Origin of the sequence: Methylosinus sp. KRF6 (assembly GCF_018887255.1) — a bacterium.
Taxonomy (GTDB): Bacteria; Pseudomonadota; Alphaproteobacteria; order Rhizobiales; family Beijerinckiaceae; genus Methylosinus; species Methylosinus sporium.
Genome location: NZ_JAHLJF010000001.1, coordinates 283,345 through 301,972 on the forward strand (window position 1 = coordinate 283,345; position 18,628 = coordinate 301,972).

The 18,628-nt window shown below is 67.0% G+C and carries 19 protein-coding genes and 2 pseudogenes; 6 read left to right on the top strand and 15 right to left on the bottom strand.

Annotated elements, in window-relative coordinates; translation table 11 throughout:
- Positions 1–73: 73 nt before the first annotated feature.
- The 3 genes and pseudogenes from KP010_RS01420 to KP010_RS01430 form a co-directional block, all read left to right on the top strand.
- Positions 74–295: pseudogene (locus KP010_RS01420) on the top strand (transposase family protein); the annotation flags it as partial.
- 104 nt (positions 296–399) lie between these two features.
- Positions 400–699: a hypothetical protein gene (locus KP010_RS01425; RefSeq protein WP_142862697.1), complete on the top strand. Its 300-nt coding sequence runs from the start codon at positions 400–402 to the stop codon at positions 697–699.
- Between the two features lie 64 nt (positions 700–763).
- A pseudogene (locus tag KP010_RS01430) lies at positions 764–1,199 on the top strand (SufE family protein).
- A gap of 136 nt (positions 1,200–1,335) precedes the next feature.
- Here the strand turns inward: KP010_RS01430 and KP010_RS22545 are convergent.
- The 13 genes from KP010_RS22545 to KP010_RS01495 all read right to left on the bottom strand — a co-directional run bounded on the left by KP010_RS22545 (position 1,336) and on the right by KP010_RS01495 (position 11,173).
- Complete coding sequence (locus KP010_RS22545) at positions 1,336–1,713, bottom strand: hypothetical protein (RefSeq protein ID WP_371824174.1); 378 nt, start codon at positions 1,711–1,713, stop codon at positions 1,336–1,338.
- A 53-nt stretch (positions 1,714–1,766) separates the two neighbouring features.
- Positions 1,767–2,498 (bottom strand): lytic transglycosylase domain-containing protein, encoded by a 732-nt coding sequence (locus KP010_RS01440; RefSeq protein ID WP_142864407.1) that lies wholly within the window; start codon positions 2,496–2,498, stop codon positions 1,767–1,769.
- 62 nt (positions 2,499–2,560) lie between these two features.
- Positions 2,561–3,022: a hypothetical protein gene (locus KP010_RS01445; protein WP_142864406.1), complete on the bottom strand. Its 462-nt coding sequence runs from the start codon at positions 3,020–3,022 to the stop codon at positions 2,561–2,563.
- Between the two features lie 117 nt (positions 3,023–3,139).
- Positions 3,140–3,601 carry a hypothetical protein gene (locus KP010_RS01450; protein ID WP_142864405.1) on the bottom strand — a complete coding sequence of 154 codons (462 nt, stop codon included), beginning with the start codon at positions 3,599–3,601 and terminating at the stop codon, positions 3,140–3,142.
- The gene (gene gspM, locus KP010_RS01455) at positions 3,598–4,149 is read right to left on the bottom strand and encodes a type II secretion system protein GspM (protein WP_142864404.1); all 552 of its coding nucleotides are present in this window, start codon (positions 4,147–4,149) and stop codon (positions 3,598–3,600) included. The genes KP010_RS01450 and gspM overlap by 4 nt, the downstream gene beginning before the upstream one ends.
- 4 nt (positions 4,150–4,153) lie before the next feature.
- Entirely contained in the window at positions 4,154–5,209 is a 1,056-nt protein-coding gene (locus tag KP010_RS01460) for a PilN domain-containing protein (RefSeq protein ID WP_142864403.1), read from the bottom strand.
- A 5-nt stretch (positions 5,210–5,214) separates the two neighbouring features.
- Positions 5,215–6,156 (bottom strand): type II secretion system protein GspK, encoded by a 942-nt coding sequence (locus tag KP010_RS01465; RefSeq protein WP_142864402.1) that lies wholly within the window; start codon positions 6,154–6,156, stop codon positions 5,215–5,217.
- A complete protein-coding gene (locus KP010_RS01470) occupies positions 6,153–6,950 on the bottom strand; it encodes a prepilin-type N-terminal cleavage/methylation domain-containing protein (RefSeq protein WP_216280301.1) in 798 nt (265 codons plus the stop codon). Before KP010_RS01470 ends, KP010_RS01465 begins: the two co-directional genes overlap by 4 nt.
- Positions 6,951–6,959: 9 nt before the next feature.
- Positions 6,960–7,406: a prepilin-type N-terminal cleavage/methylation domain-containing protein gene (locus KP010_RS01475; RefSeq protein WP_216280302.1), complete on the bottom strand. Its 447-nt coding sequence runs from the start codon at positions 7,404–7,406 to the stop codon at positions 6,960–6,962.
- The gene (locus KP010_RS01480) at positions 7,396–7,839 is read right to left on the bottom strand and encodes a prepilin-type N-terminal cleavage/methylation domain-containing protein (RefSeq protein ID WP_216280303.1); all 444 of its coding nucleotides are present in this window, start codon (positions 7,837–7,839) and stop codon (positions 7,396–7,398) included. Before KP010_RS01480 ends, KP010_RS01475 begins: the two co-directional genes overlap by 11 nt.
- A complete protein-coding gene (gene gspG / locus KP010_RS01485; RefSeq protein WP_142864398.1) occupies positions 7,826–8,305 on the bottom strand; it encodes a type II secretion system major pseudopilin GspG in 480 nt (159 codons plus the stop codon). The genes KP010_RS01480 and gspG overlap by 14 nt, the downstream gene beginning before the upstream one ends.
- A complete protein-coding gene (locus KP010_RS01490; RefSeq protein ID WP_216280304.1) occupies positions 8,302–9,507 on the bottom strand; it encodes a type II secretion system F family protein in 1,206 nt (401 codons plus the stop codon). The genes gspG and KP010_RS01490 overlap by 4 nt, the downstream gene beginning before the upstream one ends.
- A gap of 4 nt (positions 9,508–9,511) precedes the next feature.
- Positions 9,512–11,173 (bottom strand): GspE/PulE family protein, encoded by a 1,662-nt coding sequence (locus KP010_RS01495; protein ID WP_216280305.1) that lies wholly within the window; start codon positions 11,171–11,173, stop codon positions 9,512–9,514.
- A 204-nt stretch (positions 11,174–11,377) separates the two neighbouring features.
- Between KP010_RS01495 and gspD the strand changes: the two genes are divergently transcribed.
- The 3 genes from gspD (at position 11,378) to KP010_RS01510 (ending at position 15,073) form a co-directional block, all read left to right on the top strand.
- A complete protein-coding gene (gene gspD, locus KP010_RS01500; RefSeq protein WP_371824175.1) occupies positions 11,378–13,753 on the top strand; it encodes a type II secretion system secretin GspD in 2,376 nt (791 codons plus the stop codon).
- Complete coding sequence (locus tag KP010_RS01505; RefSeq protein WP_142864395.1) at positions 13,750–14,331, top strand: A24 family peptidase; 582 nt, start codon at positions 13,750–13,752, stop codon at positions 14,329–14,331. The genes gspD and KP010_RS01505 overlap by 4 nt, the downstream gene beginning before the upstream one ends.
- Before the next feature lie 181 nt (positions 14,332–14,512).
- Positions 14,513–15,073 carry an RNA polymerase sigma factor gene (locus KP010_RS01510; protein ID WP_142864394.1) on the top strand — a complete coding sequence of 187 codons (561 nt, stop codon included), beginning with the start codon at positions 14,513–14,515 and terminating at the stop codon, positions 15,071–15,073.
- A 66-nt stretch (positions 15,074–15,139) separates the two neighbouring features.
- On the opposite strand, the gene KP010_RS01515 is transcribed toward KP010_RS01510, so the two are convergent.
- Entirely contained in the window at positions 15,140–16,180 is a 1,041-nt protein-coding gene (locus KP010_RS01515) for a tetratricopeptide repeat protein (protein ID WP_216280306.1), read from the bottom strand.
- 58 nt (positions 16,181–16,238) lie between these two features.
- Entirely contained in the window at positions 16,239–18,467 is a 2,229-nt protein-coding gene (locus tag KP010_RS01520; protein WP_216280307.1) for a tetratricopeptide repeat protein, read from the bottom strand.
- Positions 18,468–18,628: the final 161 nt, after the last annotated feature.

An 18,628-nucleotide genomic window follows, 5' to 3' on the forward strand; every position in this document is an offset into this window, starting at 1 on the left:
GCCTCCGCTCCGCGCGCCCGAGCGCCGCTGCTACACCTCTCCAAGGGGCACGACCCTTCTCGACCATTTCTCGATCATCGACGATCCTCGCGTGCCCTGGCGTGTCGCGCATCCGCTCCGCGAGGTGCTGCTGCTCGTCGTCTGCGCCTCCATGGCCGATTGCGATCATTTCGACGCCATCGCCGCCTGGGGCAAGGAGAACATCGGCTTCCTGCGCCGTTACCTGCCCTATGAGCACGGCGCACCGGGCGGGCGCTGGCTCACTCTGCTCATGAACCGCGTCGATCCGCCTATGCGCTACGATTGATGGAGGCGACAGGAGATGCCGAACAGCTGACCGAGCTTCTGCGCACGCCCGACGGCGGCGGGCGTGAAACATCGGGCCCAGGAGACGGAGAATTGCTGGCGCATGCCGCTGCGGCTTTCGCGCGATGGGCGAAAGCCGGCTTTGCAATGGTGGCGAGGCCCGTTTATCAGCATCGTCTCGCGACATGTCACGCCTGCGATCATCTCGGCGACGCGCCGGCTGAACGCCTTGTCTACCGTCTACTGTCGAACGCCGGCAAAGAGCATAAAATCTGCACGCAATGTGGATGCTTCGTCATCCGCAAGGCCAAGCTGCCGACCGAGAACTGTCCCGTTGCGAGTTCGACCAATCCACAGGAGAGCCGATGGGGAGAGCCCAAGACACAGCGATAGAGGCGGCGGCTTTTTTCGCGGCGAGGTCTTCGTGGTGGAGCATGTACATTCGGGAAAATGATCCATGACAACGATCGACGAAATCATCACGCAGTTCGATCTTCTCGACGATTGGGACGATCGCTATCGCTATGTCGTCGAACTCGGACCCGCTCTCGAATCCTTTCCCGATGAGCTGAAGACCGAGCAGAACAGAGTGCCTGGCTGTGTCAGTCAGGTCTGGCTGTGGACGACGCTACAAGACAAAGATCGCACTCCGCCGTCGCTCGTGATACGATGCCTATATCGTCCGCGGTCTGGTCGCGATCCTGCTGGCATATTGCCTCGGAAAAAACGCCGCCGAACTTTTGCAGGCGGATCCGGGCGAATTGTTCGAACGCCTCGGATTGGGAAACCATCTGACGCCACAACGCTCCAACGGCTTCAGATCGATGATCGCCCGGATTCGCGCCGACGCCCGCGCTGCGCTCGTAGCTCGCGACAGCGGACCCGTCGTCTAGTCTAGAGTTTCCAGCCGAAGTGGACGCCGGTTCGGCGTTGGAAACGCGTCAAAACAAAAGCCTAGAGTCCGGCGCGCATGCGGGCCGTCCTGCAATTTCCGCCACCGCCGTCCGAAGCGGAGATTCGGGAGACGCGTCAACGTTGCAGGATCGGCGATCCGCCATGGGCCGCGGGCATTCGATAGGGAATGACCGAAACGCCGAAGTTTGGTCCATATTGCTGGCGTATGGCCGGCATGTTGACGACGCCGGTCTTCAGGTCGGAGGATCGCGCGTCGACCGGCGGGGCTTCGACAAACGGCCGCGCCTTGTCGACCGCGCTCCGCAGTCGCCGATTGAGGCAGCCGAACGCCAGATCGTTTCCGATCTGCACATCGACGCAGGTCGAGAGCGCGGCTCTCCGCGGCGCTTCGCCGCCGATGACGAGTCCGCCGTTCGGCGCGGCGGCGTCATTCGCATGGCACGGCGCGGCGAGCACAATGGCTGTCAGAATGGCGAGAATGGGAGATTGCACGGTCGGTCCTCCGAACAATGGATCGCGGCGGCGTCCGCCGACGGCGTGACGCCTCACCGCAGCCGGACGGCGTTTGCGCTCGCCTGGACGGCGACATGATCCAGATGGGAGTTGATCGCGCCGAAGTCGAGCCCGGCTTGACCGGACGCCGCGAGGCAGTTTCGGCGACATCCGGCGCCGAGCGCCGAGCCGAGCCGAAATCGCGGCGCGTCGCCGAAGGTTGCGATCGGCAGGGCTCCGGTGACGCGATAGCCGCGCGCCGCGAGCTTGGCGCGCACGGCGGCGCAATAGTCGACAGACCGATGAGAAAATCGCGTCTCGCCATGGCCGGCGCGATATTTCATGACCGCCGTGCAGAGGTCGCCGCCGGCGAGGCGCCAGGCGCCCGCGAGATATTTCACGCCGTAGTGAATATTGGCCTCGGGAGCCGCGAGCCCCTCGATTCTGCCCACGAATCCGAGCGCGCGCGCCGTCGAGGGCAGCACTTGCATGAGGCCGATCTCGCCGACCGAGCCGATGGCGTGCGGATCGTAGCCGCTCTCGACCGCCATGACGGCGTCGGCGATCTCGCCCGGCATTCCTGTTCGACGCGCTTCCGCTTCGGCTAGCGCGCGATAGAAGGTGGGCGAGCCCGGCCGCTGCTGCGGCGCGGCCGCTCTGGCGGCGTCGACGGCCGAAGGCGTCGCGCTCGGCTCCGGTTTCGAGGCGGGCGCTCCCTGGCTCGTCTCTTCGGCGGCGAGCAGAGCGCCGGGCGGCGGCACGGAGACCGCGAGAACGCCGAGCATCGCCCAAGTCGGACGCCTCCCGCCACGCGCTCGGGCTTCGCGGCGATCATGCGCCCCGCCGCTCAATTTTGGCCCCGCAGCGAAAGTTTCAGATGCAGAGGCTGCGACATATCGGCCGGCGGCGGCGCGCCCACATCCCGTCCCGCGAAAAGGGCGCGCAGCGCGACGGCCTCCGCGACGTCTATTCCCTCGAAATCGGCGCGCTCGATTTTTCCATTCGCCAGAATCCAGAGACGCGCGATGAAACTCGGCGTCGCTCCTTGCTGCTGCGAGCGCGCTTCCAGGGACGCGCGCAGCCGGCGCCCCGGCTCGTCGTCCTGCCCGAGCCAGTCCTGAACCCGGCGCTGGACCAAAGATGCGTAGTTCAGCCATGCGGCCGGCGCGCCCTCTAGGGAACGGTAGGCGGCGGCCTGCGTCGGCGCCGGTCCGGGAAGCAGGGCGCCCGTCGCCACGATCCCCGATCCGAGCCATTTCGCCAAGGCGCCCGCCAATCGGGCGAGGGGCGATCGTTTCTGCTTCGACATTGCTGTTCTTTGCCTTCGAGACGAATAGGCCCACGGCGCGACGACGGCGGCCCTATTCGAGAGACGACGCGCGAGGGTCCAACCCGAAGACCAGGCCGCCGAAATCCGAAACAAAGTTTACCGCTGCGTCTTTCGCATAGCGGTCTTCGTCGACTGGCGCCTCGCTTCGAACATCGCGAAGGCTTTGGTGCGCCGGTCTTGCGCCAGGACGATGCGGGTCGGCTCGATCTCGGCGACCTTCCAGCCGCTGATGTCGTCGCCGATCCGCGCGGCGCGAACCTTGTCCATCGGATTGAGCCGGACGAAAGCGCGCGTCCCTCGCTCGTCGGTCAGAACGCCGACGAGAACGACGTTCGGCGGCTCGGGCGGCGGCGGCTCGACCTCGAGCCGCGTCGCGACGGCGGGCGGCGGCGGCCGTCGGCTCGGCGAGAACAGTGGCTGGTCGCGCGTCGCGGTGAAACGCTCGAGCGGCAGCCGCGCCAGAGGATTGACCTGCGCGCGCGCCGTCGTCTCCTGCGCCGCGACGCGCGCGAGCGACCAAACGAGAAGGGCGAGCGCGGCGAGCAGCGAGGTTCTCATGAGGCCGTCCGCCGCCAATGGGAGCGCAGGTTCAAGGTGACGCGCAAGAACGGCTGGTCGCCGCCGCGTCGCCCCGCGCTTTCCGGTTGGAGGAAGAGCGCCTCGACGAAAACATAGGGCGCCCCGGTTTCGAGCTCGTAGAGCAGCGCCTGCAATGCGGTAGGCTCCATATCGAATGTCGCCTGCAATCGGACGGAGTCGGCCGCCTCCTGGCCGGTCGCCGGCAGGGCGCTCGACGAGGCCAGGGCAGCGCGCCGCGCACTGACGAGGCGCGTGACATAGGCCTGCAATTGCGCGCTGGCGAGTCCCGCCGTCGGCGCGGCGATGAAGGCCGCCTCGGGCGCGCTCGCACGGCCGCCCGACGCGCCGCCGCGCCGGTGCGCGGCTTCGAGACGCGCCAGCGTGTCGCGACGCTCGGCATTTTCCTCAGCCGCGCCGCTCAGCGCCGCGAGCGCGAACAGGGCGCCCGCCGCGCAGGCGACGACGAGCAGCGCCAGCGCCCCGAGCGCCGCGCCCTCGTCGCGATCCAGTCGAAGATCGAGTCGCACGGCGTCATCCTCCCGTCAGGGCGAGGCGCGCCGCGACCTGCGCCTCTATGCTGAAAGAAAAGAGCCTGCCGTCGGGGCCGCGCGTCGTCGGCGCGGAGAAGCGCACCTGCGACAACGGCCCGGAGGCTTCGAGCGCGGCGATCAGCGGCGGCGCGTCCTCGACGAGGCCGGCGATCCGCAGCTTGTCGGCCTCGAACCGGAGCTCGGTCAGATAGGCGCCGTCCGGCAGGCTCCGCGACAAGGATTCGAGCAGATGGACGGCGGAAATCGACATTTCCTTGCGCGCCCAGGCGCGCTCCGGCAAGCCGAGAGCCGCGACCGTGCGCGGATCCTCGCCGGCCCGCGCCTGCTTCTGCATCGCACGCGCGCGCGCCGCGAGCGTCTCGTTCTCTTCCTGCAGCGACGCCGCGGAGAACGTGGCCCAGAGGCCGAGCCCCGCGCAGAGCGCCACATAGGCCGCCAGCCCGCCGCCGATGACGAGGCGCAGGCGCCCCCGGTCCTCCGCCGCCTGCCGCATGTTCCGCGACCACAAGACGACCGGCGCCTCGCTCGCCGGCTTGTCGGCGGACGCCGCCACGACTCTGTCGACGGCGAGTCCGCGAGCGGCGAGCTCCGCGCAGGCCGCCTCGATCTCGCCGCGCGCGACGATCGACACGCGCACGTCGAGAGTGGCCGGCTGTTCGCCGGGAACGACGGCGAGCCCGTAGAAAACTTGCGCGACGGGCCAGGGCGAGAGACGATCGAGCCGATTGTCGACGACGCCGCGCAGGAATTCCTGCGCCTTTGCGGGCAGAGCGATGCGGCGTGTGACGACCCGCTCCTGCGGCCATTCGAGCAGGACGATTTCCCTTCGCGCGCGCCGCTGAATGTCCTCGGAAAAGGGGCCGGCCGCCGACGCGGCGAGAACCGGGGCGCCGGGGTCGGCGGCGGAACGTATGAGAAAGCCGCCGTTCTCTCGGGAAACGAAGAGGGCGCCGCGGCTTCGCCAAATTTCGCGCGAGCGTTCGGCGAATTTCGCCAACGCATCGATCCAACGAATGATGAAATCAGAGCCCGACATGGATTTCACTCGAAAAAGCGGCGTTCGTCAGTTCCGATCGGCGTCGGCAGCTGCTCGAACGAGAGAACACGATAAGGCTGCGTATCCTTCGGCAATATGACGATGACGGCCTCCGCCGCCGCCGCATAGCCGTCGGCGAGCGCGATCGTGATCCGAAGCCGCGCCACCGAACGGGTCGAGACTTTCGCATAGCGCCCGGCAGAGCCGAGAATCTGGTCGAGTCGCGCCGGCTCGAGCGGCGCCGCGCTCCGCGCTTCGAGAAGCTGCTCGATCTTGGCCTCGGTCATCTCGGGCAAGGCGCGCAAGACCTGCCGCGACGCAGTCGCGGCGTTGACCGTCTCATCGCCGAACACTGTCGCATAGGGCGCCATGAGGCGCGCATAGGCCGGCGTCACGGCCGGAATTTGCGTCATCTGGCGGACATTGGTGAAAACCTGCTCGAATCCCTGCTTGGCCGGCTGTTGGCGCTGCGGCGGGGGCGCCGGGCCCGCCGCCTGCCGCCGCGGCTCGGCCGCCTCTCCCTGGGCGACGGTCTTCACCACGCCGTCACGCCACAGGACGATCTCCCGAGCGACCTCCCCAGCGTCGGGCGCGCCGATTTCGGCGAGCAGCGAGGCGAATACTTCCACCGGCGCCTTGTTGATGTCGATCCGTGCGAGCTCGTCGCCGAGCCGCACGCGCGCGGCTCCCGCCGAAAGCAAGATGCGCGTCTCGACAGGCGTCAGCGGCCGGCCGCGATATTTCGCGAGAAGATCCGCGCCGGCCTCCAGCCCTGCCGTGAACAGCGCTTCCGCTTGCACGCGGTCGCGATCGACGCCGAGAACGCCGGCGAAACCGCGAAACCCCGCCGCCGCCGCCATGGCGAGGGCGGAGAGCATAGCGATCGTCCACAGCACGGCGACGAGCACGACGCCGCGGCGCGGATTCCGGCGGGAGCCAGCGCTCATGTCGGCTCCTCGGGCGGCGGCGGCGCCTTCTTCTCGCCTGGCGCGCCGGTCTTGCCGGGCAGGCAGTCCGGCGCGTCTCGCGCGCAAGCGGCCGGCGCGTCCGCCCACACGATGAATTCCGCGCCGACGACGAGATTCGCGCCGGACGCGGGATCCACGAGCCGCAAGCGCACGAGCCGCGGCAGTTCGGTCCGCCCCGTCCAACTGTCGACCCAGGTCAGCGCGCCGAACGCGTCCGCCCGCGCGAAGGCGAACGATATTTCGTAACGCCCCTCGAGCAGCACGACGGCGTCGCTCGCCGCCTCGGCGAAAAGGCCCGAGCGCGGCCCGAGCCAGACGGCGCGCCGCCGCACCAGCCGCGTCACGCCGTCGCGCAGGGGCTCGACCTCGAGAGTCAGCGCCTCCTCCGGCGCGGCGCGAGCGCCGACGGCGCTCCCCGAAACAAAGACGATTCGTTCAGGCGCGCCCTCGAATGCGATGACCCGAGCTTTTTTTTCGTCGCCCTTTCGCGCCGCGCCGGACGGGCCCGGTTCGGACCGCCGCTCGTCCCGCTCCGCGGACGCGGCGACGAAACGCGCGGCGCCGAAATCGCGCGACAGCCGATCCATCGCCAACGCGAAACGTTCGGCTTCGGTCACGCCGAGCGCCCCGCGATCGAAATAGAGCGCGACATGGTGAACGAGCTCCGCCGCGCCGACGATGATCGCGGCGGCGACGGCGAGCGCCGCCAGCGTCTCGACCAGGGTGAAGCCCGCGCGAGCCTCTCTTTCGTCCGCGGCGCCGCCTTCCGCCATCGCCCCCTCCTATCGCGCCTTCGCGAGACGGATCGTCTCCGCTGCGATCGCTTGCCCCTCGCCCCAGACCACTCGCGCCTCGACGCGATAGGCCGTCCATTTCGGCTCGTCCTCTTCCTTCCCCTCCTTGTCCGCCCTCCCCTCCTCCCTCCTGCCTGGAGGCGGGCCGTCGAAGACGGGGGTGTCGAGAACGATCGGCCGGGCGGCGACCCGCCAGCGAAAGCCGCCGGTTTCGCCCTCCCGCGTCTGCGCTCCGTTCTCGCGGTCGAAAGGCGCCGCGATGAGCGAGCGCAAGAGCAGCGCGGCGTTCACACGCCCCTTGCCGCTCGCCAGAATGCGGCGAGCATGAAAGAGATTTGGTCCGAGCGCGCCCGCGAAAGCGACGAGCACGGCGAGAGCGACCAGCGCCTCGACGAGCGTGAAGCCGGCGCGCCGGCGGTTCGCGTCACCGCGCATGGATCGACACGCCCCCCGTGAACCAGTCGACGCGCACCTCGAAGCGGACATTCTCCCGCTCGAAAGCGAGCGCCGCTCCCGTGGATGCGCCGTCCGGCTCGAAGCGGACCACGGGCCGCAGCGAACCCGCCGCGCCGTCCACTCCGAGCAGCGCGACAGCGACGTCGGCCGGCAGTTTCACCTCGCCGCCGCTCTCACCGCGCAACGCGCGCTTCTCGATGTCCATCGCGACGTGACGCGGCCTGCCGCTCATCAGCGCGCCGAGCCGCTCACGCCGCAGCAGCGCCGCCGTGTCGATCGCGACCGATTTCAGCCGCGCCCGCCCGGAGCCCGGCGCCAGCGCCACGGCGAGAGTGGAGATCGAGGCGATGATCATCATCACCGCCATCATTTCGATCAAGGTGAATCCGCCTTGCCGCTCAACGTTCGGCATTGGCGACGCGTTCGACATTCGAGATGTCGGCCGCCGACCCCGTGCCGCCCTCCTGGCCGTCCGAGCCATAGGACGAGATCTCATAGGGCGGATTGTGGTCGATCGGGAAGCGATATTGATAGGGCTTGCCCCATGGATCGTTGGGAATGCGGCCGCCTTTCACATAGGGCCCGTTCCACACGTCTACGCCGCTCGGTCGCTGCACGAGAGCGGCGAGCCCTTCGGAGGCGTTCGGATAGCGGCCGGCGTCGATGAAGAAGAGATCGAGCGCGGAAGCGAAGCTCTCGATCTGCAGCTTCGCCGTCTTGACGCGCGACTCGCCGAGATAGTTCAGCACGCGCGGGCCGACCAGACCGAGGATCAGGCTGATGATCGTCAATACGACGAGCATTTCGACCAGCGTATAGCCCGGACTCGCCGTTCGCAGGAGGCGCCCGGCGCGCTTGGAAAGAAGCGATCTGTTCATACGGCGAGCTCCGTTATGCTGAGAAGGGCGCTCATGATCGAAACGACGAGAGCGCCGACGATGATGCTGACGAAAATAATGGCGGCCGGGCCGATCGCTCCCATGAGACGGTCCAGGCCGAGGGCGAGCCTGTGCTCGTAGAACTGCGCCGCATGGGCGGCGATGGCGGCGAGATCGCCCGTCTCCTCGCCGACGCGCAGCATTCGGACGGCGAGCGGAGGCAGGAGATCCGTCTCGGCGAGCGCCTCGGCGAAACGCCGGCCGCTGCGCACCTGCTCGAGCACCTTGTCGATCGCGGCGACGGCCGCCGGTTCGGCGACGATATCGCGCAGAATCTTCAACGTCGCCGGCAAGGGGACGCCATTGCCGACGAGCAGACCGAGCGCGCCGATGACGCGCGTCGCGCGTCCGTCCCGCATCGGCCCCGCGACGCCCGGCATTTTTGCGAGCCCTGCGATCAGAAGGCCACGCGATTCCGCGCGGCTGAAGATCAGCCAGAGAAGAAGGGCGAAGGCCACGCAGCCGCCGAGGAACGGATAGAGATTGGCGTGCAGCCAGGCGGAAGCCGCCAGCACGAAGGCCGCGCCGCCGTTGAGGCGGTCGCCGACGTCTTTGAAGACCGGCTCGAATTGCGGCACGACATACACCAGGAAGAAAAACAGGATGAGAACAGCGGAACCTATGAGAAACAAAGGATAACGAATGGCGGAATTGATCCGCTCGCCGAGCAGCTCCTGGCGGGCGCGATCCTCGACGATGGCGCCCAGCACGGATTCCAGCCTGCCCGACGCCTCGCCCGCGCGCACCATGGCCACATAAGCCGGTTCGATGATGCTCGAATGACGCTCCAGCGCCTCGCCGAAACTGTCGCCGGCCGAAATCGCCGAGCGAAGCGCCTCGGCGAAGCGGATAATGGGTTTGCTCGCGTCTTCCGCGAGCGTTTGCAACCCTGCCTCCAAAGTCAGACCGGCCCCGATCAGCAGAGCCAATTGCCGCAGGAAGATGGTGACGTCGCGCGCCGGCGGCGGCCGGCCGCCGGCCGAAAAGGCGTCGAGCCGTCCTTTTTTCGCGAGCTCCGCCTCTATGGGCAGATGGCCGAGATATTCGATGCGGCGGAGCACCTCCTCGCGCGTCGACGCCTCGACCTCGCCCGAGACCACGTCTCCGGCCGGCGTCACCGCGCGATAGCGAAACTGTGGCATCGGATCACACGCTCATGGTGACGCGGAAGACTTCGTCGATCGTCGTCAGTCCGGCTCGGCATTTGGCCACGCCGTCCTCCGTCATGGACGTCATGCCTTGGCTCCGCGCGACTTTTTCCAGCTCGCTCGCATCGGTCTTGGGTCCGATCGCGGCGCGCAGGACGGGCGAGGCCTCGATGACTTCGAACACGCCGCGGCGGCCGCGAAAGCCGGTGAAATTGCACCATTCGCAGCCCTTCGGACGGTGCAGGATCTCGCCTTCCGCGAAACCGAACGAGGCATAGCGCGCATCTTCGGCGAGGTCCTGCGCGGTGAGCGCATGGGGCTGCTTGCAATCTGGACAGAGAATGCGCACGAGGCGCTGTCCGATGATCGCCCGCACGCTGGAGGCCAGCAGAAAGCTCTCGACGCCCATGTCGATGAGTCGGGTGATCGCGCCGGCCGCGGTGTTCGTGTGCAGCGTGGTGAGCACGAGATGGCCGGTGAGCGCGGCGTGGACGCCGATATGCGCGGTCTCGGCGTCGCGCATCTCGCCGACCATGATGACGTCCGGGTCCTGGCGCAGGAAAGCGCGCAGCGAGGTCGCGAAGGTGAGCCCGATGCCGGGATGAACCTGCGTCTGATTGACGCCGGGAATTTGATATTCGACCGGGTCCTCGATCGTCAGAATTTTGCGCGTCGGCTCATTGATCTCGGCGAGCGAGGCGGCGAGCGTCGTCGTCTTGCCGGAGCCGGTCGGTCCGGTGACGACGATCATGCCGAAGGGCGCCTGGAGATTATGCGTCAAAATTTCGCGGTCGCGCCGCGACAATCCGATCTGGTCGAGCGCGACGACGCCCGAGCCCTTGCGCAGGAGGCGGATGACAGCGCCCTCGCCGTAGAGGCTCGGCATCGTCGCGACGCGCAGATCGATCTCGGCGCCGGCGACCACGATGCGCGCCCGTCCGTCTTGCGGCAGGCGACGTTCCGTGATGTTGAGGCCGGCCATGATCTTGAGGCGGGAGAGCAGCCCTTTCGCCATGCTCGCCGGCGGCGCCGGGGTCGCTTTCAAGAGGCCGTCGACGCGTAGCCGCGCCTGCAGCGTTCCGGCGAAGGGCTCGATATGCAGATCGGTGGCGCGCTGCTCCACGGCGAGCCGCAGCAGATCGTCGAGCGCGCGCACCACCGGCGCGCCGCGCGCGAGATCGCGAAGATCGTCGAGATCGTCGGAGCCGGCGTCGGCGATCTCCGCGGTCGCCGCCGCCTGCTCCTGGCCGCACGCGGCGGCGAGGACGGCGTCGATCTCGTCGGCGGTCGCCACCGCGATCTCCGTCTTGCGCTCCAGCGCGATCTCGACGGCGAGCAGCGTCTCCGCGTCCACCGGCGCGGCGACGGCCAGCAGCAGACGGCCGTCTTCGTCCGCGAATGGAAAGAGGCGCCCGTCCTTCAAGAAGCGATGCGAGAGGCGGCCGCCCGCGAATTCGTCGGCGGCGAGCTCGCCGCGCTTGATGCGCTTGCAGGCGTAGAAATCCGCGAGCTCGTCGGCGAAGTCGGAAGGCGTCAGCCGGGTGAGGCTCGCCCAGTCGATCTCTCCGGTCATGTCGCGGCCGCGCGCGCCTTCGTTCGCCTCCGGCTCACGCAGGACGCCTTTTCGTGAAAGATGCTCGACAAATGCGCTTTGGGACATGAAAGACCACCGAAACTCACGGTGCGGAGCAAATTGCTCTTCAGTAAAGTCACTCGCCTTGACGTCATCGTGACAGTCGCGCCGCCCGACGCCCGACTACGGCCACGGTTTCGTTGCCTCTCTGTCACACGAACGTGCGATTCGATTTGGACGCCGGCGTGGGCGAAAGTTTGTTCGTGAAGTTCGTTAGTTCGGAGTCGGGTTGTGTTTTGTCGCTCCACGGGCCGGCGCGCCGGTTCACTTTTTCCTGCGGCCCGGCGCTGGCTGCTCGCCGCGCTTCTCGCGACGTCACAGGGACTGCTGCAATCCTGCTCTTCCCCCGAGCAATTGACCGGCGTCGGTCCGGGCGACAGCGTCGAGTCCGTCCGCGCCGCCGATCTGACCGCGCGCTTTCCATATCTCGCCGATCACCCCCGCCGAGAGAAGCAGACGCCCCCGATGCTCTTCCCGGGCGCGGGCGGACAGCGGACGACGAAGGCCGCCGAGCCGCTCGCCTTCACCCCGTCGCCCCCCGGCGCCGCCGAGCGCGGAGACGGCGTCGAGATCAATTTCGATCAGGCCGACGTCCAGACCGTCGCGAAGGCCCTGCTCGGCGATGCGCTGGGACTGAATTTCGTCGTGGATGCGCGCATTACGACGCCGATAACGCTCGTCGCCACGGCCCCGATCGCGCGCAAGGACGTGCTGCCCGCGGTCGAGAGCGCGCTGCGCATGTCCAATGCGGCGCTCGTGCGCGACCATGACGTCATCCGGATCGTCCCCATCAACGAGGCCAATGGCACGGGCCCCGTCACCTTCGGCGCCGATCAGCCGGGATTCGGCGTCACGATCGTTCCGCTACGCTACACTTCCGCCGCCGCCGTTGTGAAGGCGGCGGAAAATTTCGTGACCCGCGCCAATATGATCCGCGCCGACACGGCCCGCAATTTCGTCTTGGTGCAGGGCCCCACGAATGATCGATACGCCGTGCTGAACATGATCGCCGCCCTCGATGTCGAGTGGATGCGCAACCAATCCGTCGGCGTCTATCCGCTGAAATCGACGTCCCCGGCGACGCTGGTCCGCGAGCTCGAGCAGATTTTCGAAACAGGCGAGGGCGCGCAAGGCGCCGGCGCGGTGAAATTCCAGCCGATCGCGCGCATGAACGCCGTGATGGCGATAACGCCCAGTCCGAGGACGCTGGAGCGCGTCACGCAATGGGTGCGCCGCCTCGATCGTTCGGACACGACGGGCACGACCGTGCGCATCTATCGTCTCGAAAACGGCAACGCCACGAAAATCGCGAAGATTCTCAGCGATATCTTCGTCGGCAAGGGCGCCGGCGCGACGAGCGAGTCCGCGACGAGCCAAATCGCGCCGGGCGCGAGCGCCGCACAATCCAAGCTCGATGCGGTGTCCGCCGGAAGCGCTTTCGGCAACAACGCCTCCACCGGGGCCAATTCGCGCCAAGCCGGCGTCGCGAGCGCGGGCCAGGGCCAGGGCGCCAACCAGATCGCCGCCTCGTTCGAGAATTTCAACGAGAAGAAAGAGGCCGACGCGGAGGCGAAGAGCGACGCGAGCTCGCCGGGCAGCCTGCCTCGCGGCGTCTTTCAGAATGTGCGCATCACCGCCGACAGCAGCAACAATTCGATCATCGTCTATTCCAGTCAGGATGACTATCGCGTCATCGAACGTTCGCTGCGCGAGCTCGACCGGCCGCAATTGCAGGTGGCCATAGAGGCGACCGTCGCCGAAGTCTCGCTGACGGATCAGTTGCAATACGGCGTGCAATATTACCTCGGCAACGCCACCAGAGCCAATGGCTCGATGACCAATGCGACGACCGCGGCGGCGATGCAGGCTTCGGATTCGCAATCGACCGACGCGACGACATCGGCTTCGGCCACGGCGACGAGCCTCGTCCTCCAGCGCGTGCTTCCCGGCTTCAATCTGGTTCTCGGTTCGGAGGCGCGGCCTCACCTCATTTTGAATGCGCTTTCGACGCTCACCAGCGTCAAGGTGCTGTCGGCGCCCTCGCTGGTCGTCGCGGACAATCAGCCGGCGCTTCTCCAGGTCGGCCAGGAAATCCCGATCTCGACCGGCACGGCGACGAATATTCTCAGCAACACCAACTCCGTCGTCAATTCCTACCAGAGGCGCGACACCGGCGTGATCTTGAAGGTCTGGCCGCATGTCCACGCCAATGGGACGATCCAGCTCGAAGTCGAGCAGGAAATTTCCAATGCGACCAGCACGAGCCTGACGCCGACCATCTCCCAACGGCGCGTGCATTCGACCATCTCGGTGACGAGCGGTCAGACGGTGATGCTCGGAGGCATGATCAGCGAGCAGGAGAACAACACGCTGGACGGCTTGCCGGTTCTGCGCCGTATCGCCTATCTCGGCGATCTGTTCGGCAATACGGACAAGACCAAGAATCGGCAAGAGATCATCGTCTTCATCAGGCCTCAAATCATCCGCGACGGATTTGACGCGCAGGGCGTCGCGGAGGAATTCCGTTCGCGGCTCGAATCGATGCGCGGCGCGTCGCCCCTCGTGAACGCATCCGCGCTTTCGCGCGACCATCGCGTCCGCAAATGAACAGCGCCCTCGATCCGAACGAGGACGATGAGCCGCGGCCGAATTTGGCGCTCGTCATCGCCGGAACGTCCGCCGTCGCCGTCGTCTCCCTTCTATCGCTGCGTTGGCCCGCGGCCGTCGCGTCGACCACGCTCGGCGCGCTGATGATCGCCGGCGCGGAAATGGACGCGCGCGCCTTCCTCCTGCCCGATCATGTGACGTTCGGAGCGTCGCTCGCCGGCCTGGCGGCCGCGGCGCTCCTCGCCGCCGAAGATCCGCTCTTTGCTGTCCTCGAGGCCGCCGTGGGAGCCTTGTGCGTCGCAGGCGTTTTCGAGCTCGTCCGACGAATATTCGCACGGCTGAGAGGGATCGAGGGCCTCGGGCTCGGCGACGTGAAGCTCGCCGCGGCGATCGGCGCCTGGCTGCCGTTGGAATTCGCGCCGCTCTGCATCATTCTCGCGGCCGGCGCCGCGCTCGTGGCCGTCGGTCTCGCCCGTCTGCGGGGCGTGCGGGTCGACGCCGAGACGAGGCTGCCTTTCGGAGCCTACCTGTGTCCAGCGCTATGGCTCGCCTATTTCGTCTCGGCGCTCTCCGCCTGAAGCGAACGATGCAGCGCGCTTGGAAAACAAGCGCTTCACGACCGAATCCGTTGGCAGGAAATTTTGTCAAATCGAGGAAAATCACGCGCGTGTCATTGCCGGGTCATCGGGCCGACCTAATCCGTCGGCGCATATTCGAGACATCGTGGCTCCTCGCTGCGATGGAAGCGGAGCGTGTTCGATGACGATCGAAGCCAGCCGCGCGACTTTGATCAATTTGCTTCTCACGGGCTACGAAGACCTCAAGCGTCATCTGTCGCGCCGACTGGGCTCGCCGGATAGGGCCGCGGACGCTCTTCAAGATACGTTTCTGCGGCTGCAGTCGAATGTCGAACTCGGTCCGATCAAGAGTCCGAGAGCCTATATTCTCCGCGTCGCCACGCGGCTGGCCGACACTCGGCGCAAATCCGATTTCCTCGGCTGGCCGTCCGAAACCGAGCTCTCGTCGGATATCATCGACGAGGCGCCCGATCCAGAGCGCATCGTCGAGGCGCGTTCGGAGATCGAGGCGTTGAAGCGCGTCATGATGGAAATGCCGCCGCGGCGACGCGATATTTTGCTGGCGGTCTCGATCGACGAAGTGCCCTCCTCCGTTCTCGCCGAGCGCTTCGGAGTGACGAAACGCACGATCCAGACGGAACTCAAGCAGGCGCTGACCGATTGCGCGAGGCAGATCGATCGCGACATCGGCAAGCGGATGCCGTCGCGGCGGCCGCGCAATCCGCCCTTCCCCGATGAATGATCGCTCGCGCGAGGATCTGCGTCGGCTCCCGCGCTTTCGACTCGCGCATCGGAGCCGAAAGCGCCGTTACTGCGCCTGCGCCAAAGCCGCGGCGTGGCGGAGCGCGATCTCCGCGCGATCGCGCATTCCCATCGCTTGGAGCGCCGAGCCGAGCGCGGCGTAGAATTCGGCCGGCCGATTCTGGTCGAGGAGAATAGCGTGGTGAAAATGGGGGATCGATTCTTGCACTGCGCCCATTTTTTGCAAGGCCATCGCATAGGCTGCGCGCGCAGCCGCGTCTTTCGGCTCGAGCTCGATAGCCGTCTCGAATTGCGCGCGCGCCTCCGGATCCCGACCCGCGGCCATATGCGTCTCGGCGAGCGCCAGACGCGCTGGGGCGAGATTCGGATCGATGGCGATCGCCTGCTCCAGCAGCGCCTCGGATGCGTCCAGATCACCCATGACGCGGCGGAGCGCGCCGAAATTGCAGAGAGTGAAGGCGTGCTCCGGCGCGCGCGTCAATATCCTCTCGAATATCGCGGCGGCGCGCGCCAGCTCGCCCGCGGCCTGGCGCCGCGTTCCCTCCGCGAACAGCGCGTCGCAGAGGAGCGCCTCGTCCTCCTCCTGCGGCAATTCGTCGATCTCGCGCGTCTCCGCCGCCGCGCGCTTCGCAGCTTCGGAATGATCGGGCGAAAGCGCCAGCGCGTCGGCGAGATTGTCCCTCGCGAGATCGTCGAAGCCGAGACGCTGGAACGCCGTGGCGAGCCCGACATGCCAATCGGGATTGCGCGCGTCTATCGTCAGCGCCGCCGCGAACGCCGCCGCCGCCGCGACCGGCCGTTCGTCGAGCAGCAGAGCGCCGAGTTGCGCATGGGCCTCCGCATTGTGTGGATTGGCCTCCAGGGCCGCCTTGAAGAAAAGCTGCGCCGCCGACGTCTCCATGCGCCGCATCGCGATCACGCCGAGCAGATGGGCCGTCACCTCGCGCGTGCTCGGCTCGTTGCTCAAAGTTCCGAGCAGCACTTCGGCGCTGTCCAGCAGGCCCTCGCCGATCATTTTGACGGCCCGGTCGAGAATGGCGCGGATATAGTCTGGATGACGTCCGCCGGGAATATTCTGTTGCGTCATATCGCTCACCCGAATGCAACTCGATTGCGTTCAAACATCGTGCTCGCCGCAGCCGCGCTCATGCGGCCGCTTCCGCGCCGCCCGCCTCATGCGCGCGGCGCCGATCGCACCACCCCGTCCAGAGCTCCGACAATGCGCTCGAGAGATTCTGCCCGAACCGGACATGATCGTTCAGCGGCGAAGCAGCGACCTTGTCGCGCAGGCCGGCGCGCAGCGCGGCGAGATCCTCCGGCCGCCGCGCCCAATCGACGGCGAGCGCCACATAGTCGTCGATCGACTGCGCGCAGAAGTCCGACAGGCCCGCGGCGGTGAGATGCGTCGCCGAATGGCGGCCGGCGAAAGTGTCGCCGACGAAAGTGACCGTCGGCACGCCCATCCACATGGCTTCGAGCGTCGTGACGCCGCCGGAATAGGGAAACGGGTCGAGCGCCAGATCGACCCGGTTCGCATAGGCGTCGAGCAATATGGGCTGCTCGGCGCCGCCGACGAGCTCGACGTGCTCGCGCGAGAGGCCGCCCTTCTCGAGAACGTCGTAGAGCGCCTTCTGCGTCGCGCTCTCGTTCAGGCCGCCATAGACCATGAGGATGCGCGCGCCGGGAAGCTGCTCGACGATGCGCGCCCAGGCGCGCCCGACCTCCGCATTGATCTTGGCCGGACGATTGAAGCAGCCGAAGGTGATCGAGCCCTTCGCGAGCGCGGGAAGCGGGCCCACATCCGGCGCTTTGGTCGGCGGATGATAGCAGACATAGCAATCGGGCAGGCGAACGACCGGCTCGACGTAGAATTCGTCGTCTCGAGGCGGAATCTCGACCGGGTCGGCGATGACGCCGTCATAGGTGTCGAGACCGATGGTGCCGACATAGCCGGCCCAGCTCAGCTGGATCGGCGCCGCGCGCTGCGCGAAGACGGAGAGGCGATTGCCGGCCGTGTGGCCGGCGAGATCGAAGAGAATGTCGATCCTATGCTCCTCGATCAGCGCGGCGAGAGCGGCGTCCTCGAGATCGGACACGTCGCGCCAGAATTTTCCCGCCGCCTTGAAGCGCTCGCTGAAATCGTCGTCCTCGCGCTTTCTGTCGGTCTTGTAGCAGTAGATTTCATAGCCGAGCGCGCCGAGCTGCTCGAAGGCGCGCAGCGTGAGGAAGGCCGCCGCGTGACGATGCATATCGGCCGAAACAATGCCGAGCCGCGGCTTGCGCGTCGGATCGGGATCGTTCGAAAAGCCGAATTTGTCGCGCGGCGCCGCCGGACGGTAGAGCGCCGCCCATCGCTTGTGCGCGTCGAGCAGATCCTGCTTGGTGACGCCCGGATAATGCTGCAGGGCGAACAGCAGCGTGCCGGCGATCTGAGCGCTCTCCGGCTTGAGCTCTCCGGCTCGTCGATAGGCGGCGACCGCCTCGTCTATGCGGCCTTGCCCGAGCAGGCCGAAGCCGCGGCCGACATAGGGCTCGGCCTGCAAGGGATCGAGCTCGATGGCGCGATCGACATATCGCAGGCCGACTTCGAACAAGCGGTGATTGATGAGGAAATTGCCGTAGACATATTGCGGCAGGGCGATATCCGGCGCCACTTTGGCGGCCATCTCGAACAAGCGGGCCGCCTGCTGCTCGCGCGCATTCGCGCCGAGGCTCAAGCCGAGATCGAGCAGCGCGCGATGATTCCTGCTGTCCAGCGCGGCGGCGGCCTGCAGATCGTCGACGGCCCTGTCGTGCTCGCCTTCCATGGTGAGGGCGAGGCCGCGCATACGATAGCCGTCCGCATAGGCGCCGTCGAGCGCCAACGCCTTGTCGAACGCGCCGATCGCCTCCTTGGGACGACGCTCCGTCATCAGCGCGAGGCCGAGGCTGAATTGCGCCAGCGGCAGATTGGGCATTCGCGCGAGCCCCCTCCGCAGAAAGGAAATGCCCTGCCCGGCGCGCCCGGTCCGCGCGAGGCAGGTGCCGATCTCGGTCAAGGAGGGCGCATGGTCCGGCGTCACCTCCAATTCGAGCCGAAAGGCGCCGATCGCCTCGTCGAAGCGATCATGGCGGCACAGAGCGACGCCATGCACATAATGATAGTTCGGCTGATCGGGCGCGCAGCGGGCCGCCTCCTCGAAAAAGCGCAGCGCTTCGCGCCAGCGATCGGCGCGGGCATGATCGACGCCCCGCGCATATTGCTTTTGCGCGCGCGCGAGCAGTGCGGGCGGCGTCGGCGGGCGGGACCCGCCGACGGCGGCGGGCGTGACGGGGCGGAAGTCCGCGAGTTGCGCGCGCACCCTCGGCTGAAAAAAGCCTGGAACTTCGGCCATTTCATAGACCTCCGACAGCAATCGATCATGTGATCGGCGAAATATAGAGAGCCCGCGCGCCGACCGCGACTCGTTTTTCTGACAAAATTCGCAAATTATTTTCTTCGCGATCGGCGGGTTTTCGCTGTCTATATTCTCGAGGCGGCGTGACGACGAGGAAT

Coding starts and splice junctions, on each gene's coding strand:
- KP010_RS01440 (WP_142864407.1), bottom strand. CDS start 2,498: ATGCTCGGCGTTCTCGCGGTCTCCGTGCCGCCGCCCGGCGCTCTGCTC.
- KP010_RS01445 (WP_142864406.1), bottom strand. CDS start 3,022: ATGTCGAAGCAGAAACGATCGCCCCTCGCCCGATTGGCGGGCGCCTTG.
- KP010_RS01450 (WP_142864405.1), bottom strand. CDS start 3,601: ATGAGAACCTCGCTGCTCGCCGCGCTCGCCCTTCTCGTTTGGTCGCTC.
- KP010_RS01460 (WP_142864403.1), bottom strand. CDS start 5,209: ATGTCGGGCTCTGATTTCATCATTCGTTGGATCGATGCGTTGGCGAAA.
- KP010_RS01465 (WP_142864402.1), bottom strand. CDS start 6,156: ATGAGCGCTGGCTCCCGCCGGAATCCGCGCCGCGGCGTCGTGCTCGTC.
- KP010_RS01470 (WP_216280301.1), bottom strand. CDS start 6,950: ATGGCGGAAGGCGGCGCCGCGGACGAAAGAGAGGCTCGCGCGGGCTTC.
- KP010_RS01475 (WP_216280302.1), bottom strand. CDS start 7,406: ATGCGCGGTGACGCGAACCGCCGGCGCGCCGGCTTCACGCTCGTCGAG.
- KP010_RS01480 (WP_216280303.1), bottom strand. CDS start 7,839: ATGCCGAACGTTGAGCGGCAAGGCGGATTCACCTTGATCGAAATGATG.
- gspG (WP_142864398.1), bottom strand. CDS start 8,305: ATGAACAGATCGCTTCTTTCCAAGCGCGCCGGGCGCCTCCTGCGAACG.
- KP010_RS01490 (WP_216280304.1), bottom strand. CDS start 9,507: ATGCCACAGTTTCGCTATCGCGCGGTGACGCCGGCCGGAGACGTGGTC.
- KP010_RS01495 (WP_216280305.1), bottom strand. CDS start 11,173: ATGTCCCAAAGCGCATTTGTCGAGCATCTTTCACGAAAAGGCGTCCTG.
- KP010_RS01505 (WP_142864395.1), top strand. CDS start 13,750: ATGAACAGCGCCCTCGATCCGAACGAGGACGATGAGCCGCGGCCGAAT.
- KP010_RS01510 (WP_142864394.1), top strand. CDS start 14,513: ATGACGATCGAAGCCAGCCGCGCGACTTTGATCAATTTGCTTCTCACG.
- KP010_RS01515 (WP_216280306.1), bottom strand. CDS start 16,180: ATGACGCAACAGAATATTCCCGGCGGACGTCATCCAGACTATATCCGC.
- KP010_RS01520 (WP_216280307.1), bottom strand. CDS start 18,467: ATGGCCGAAGTTCCAGGCTTTTTTCAGCCGAGGGTGCGCGCGCAACTC.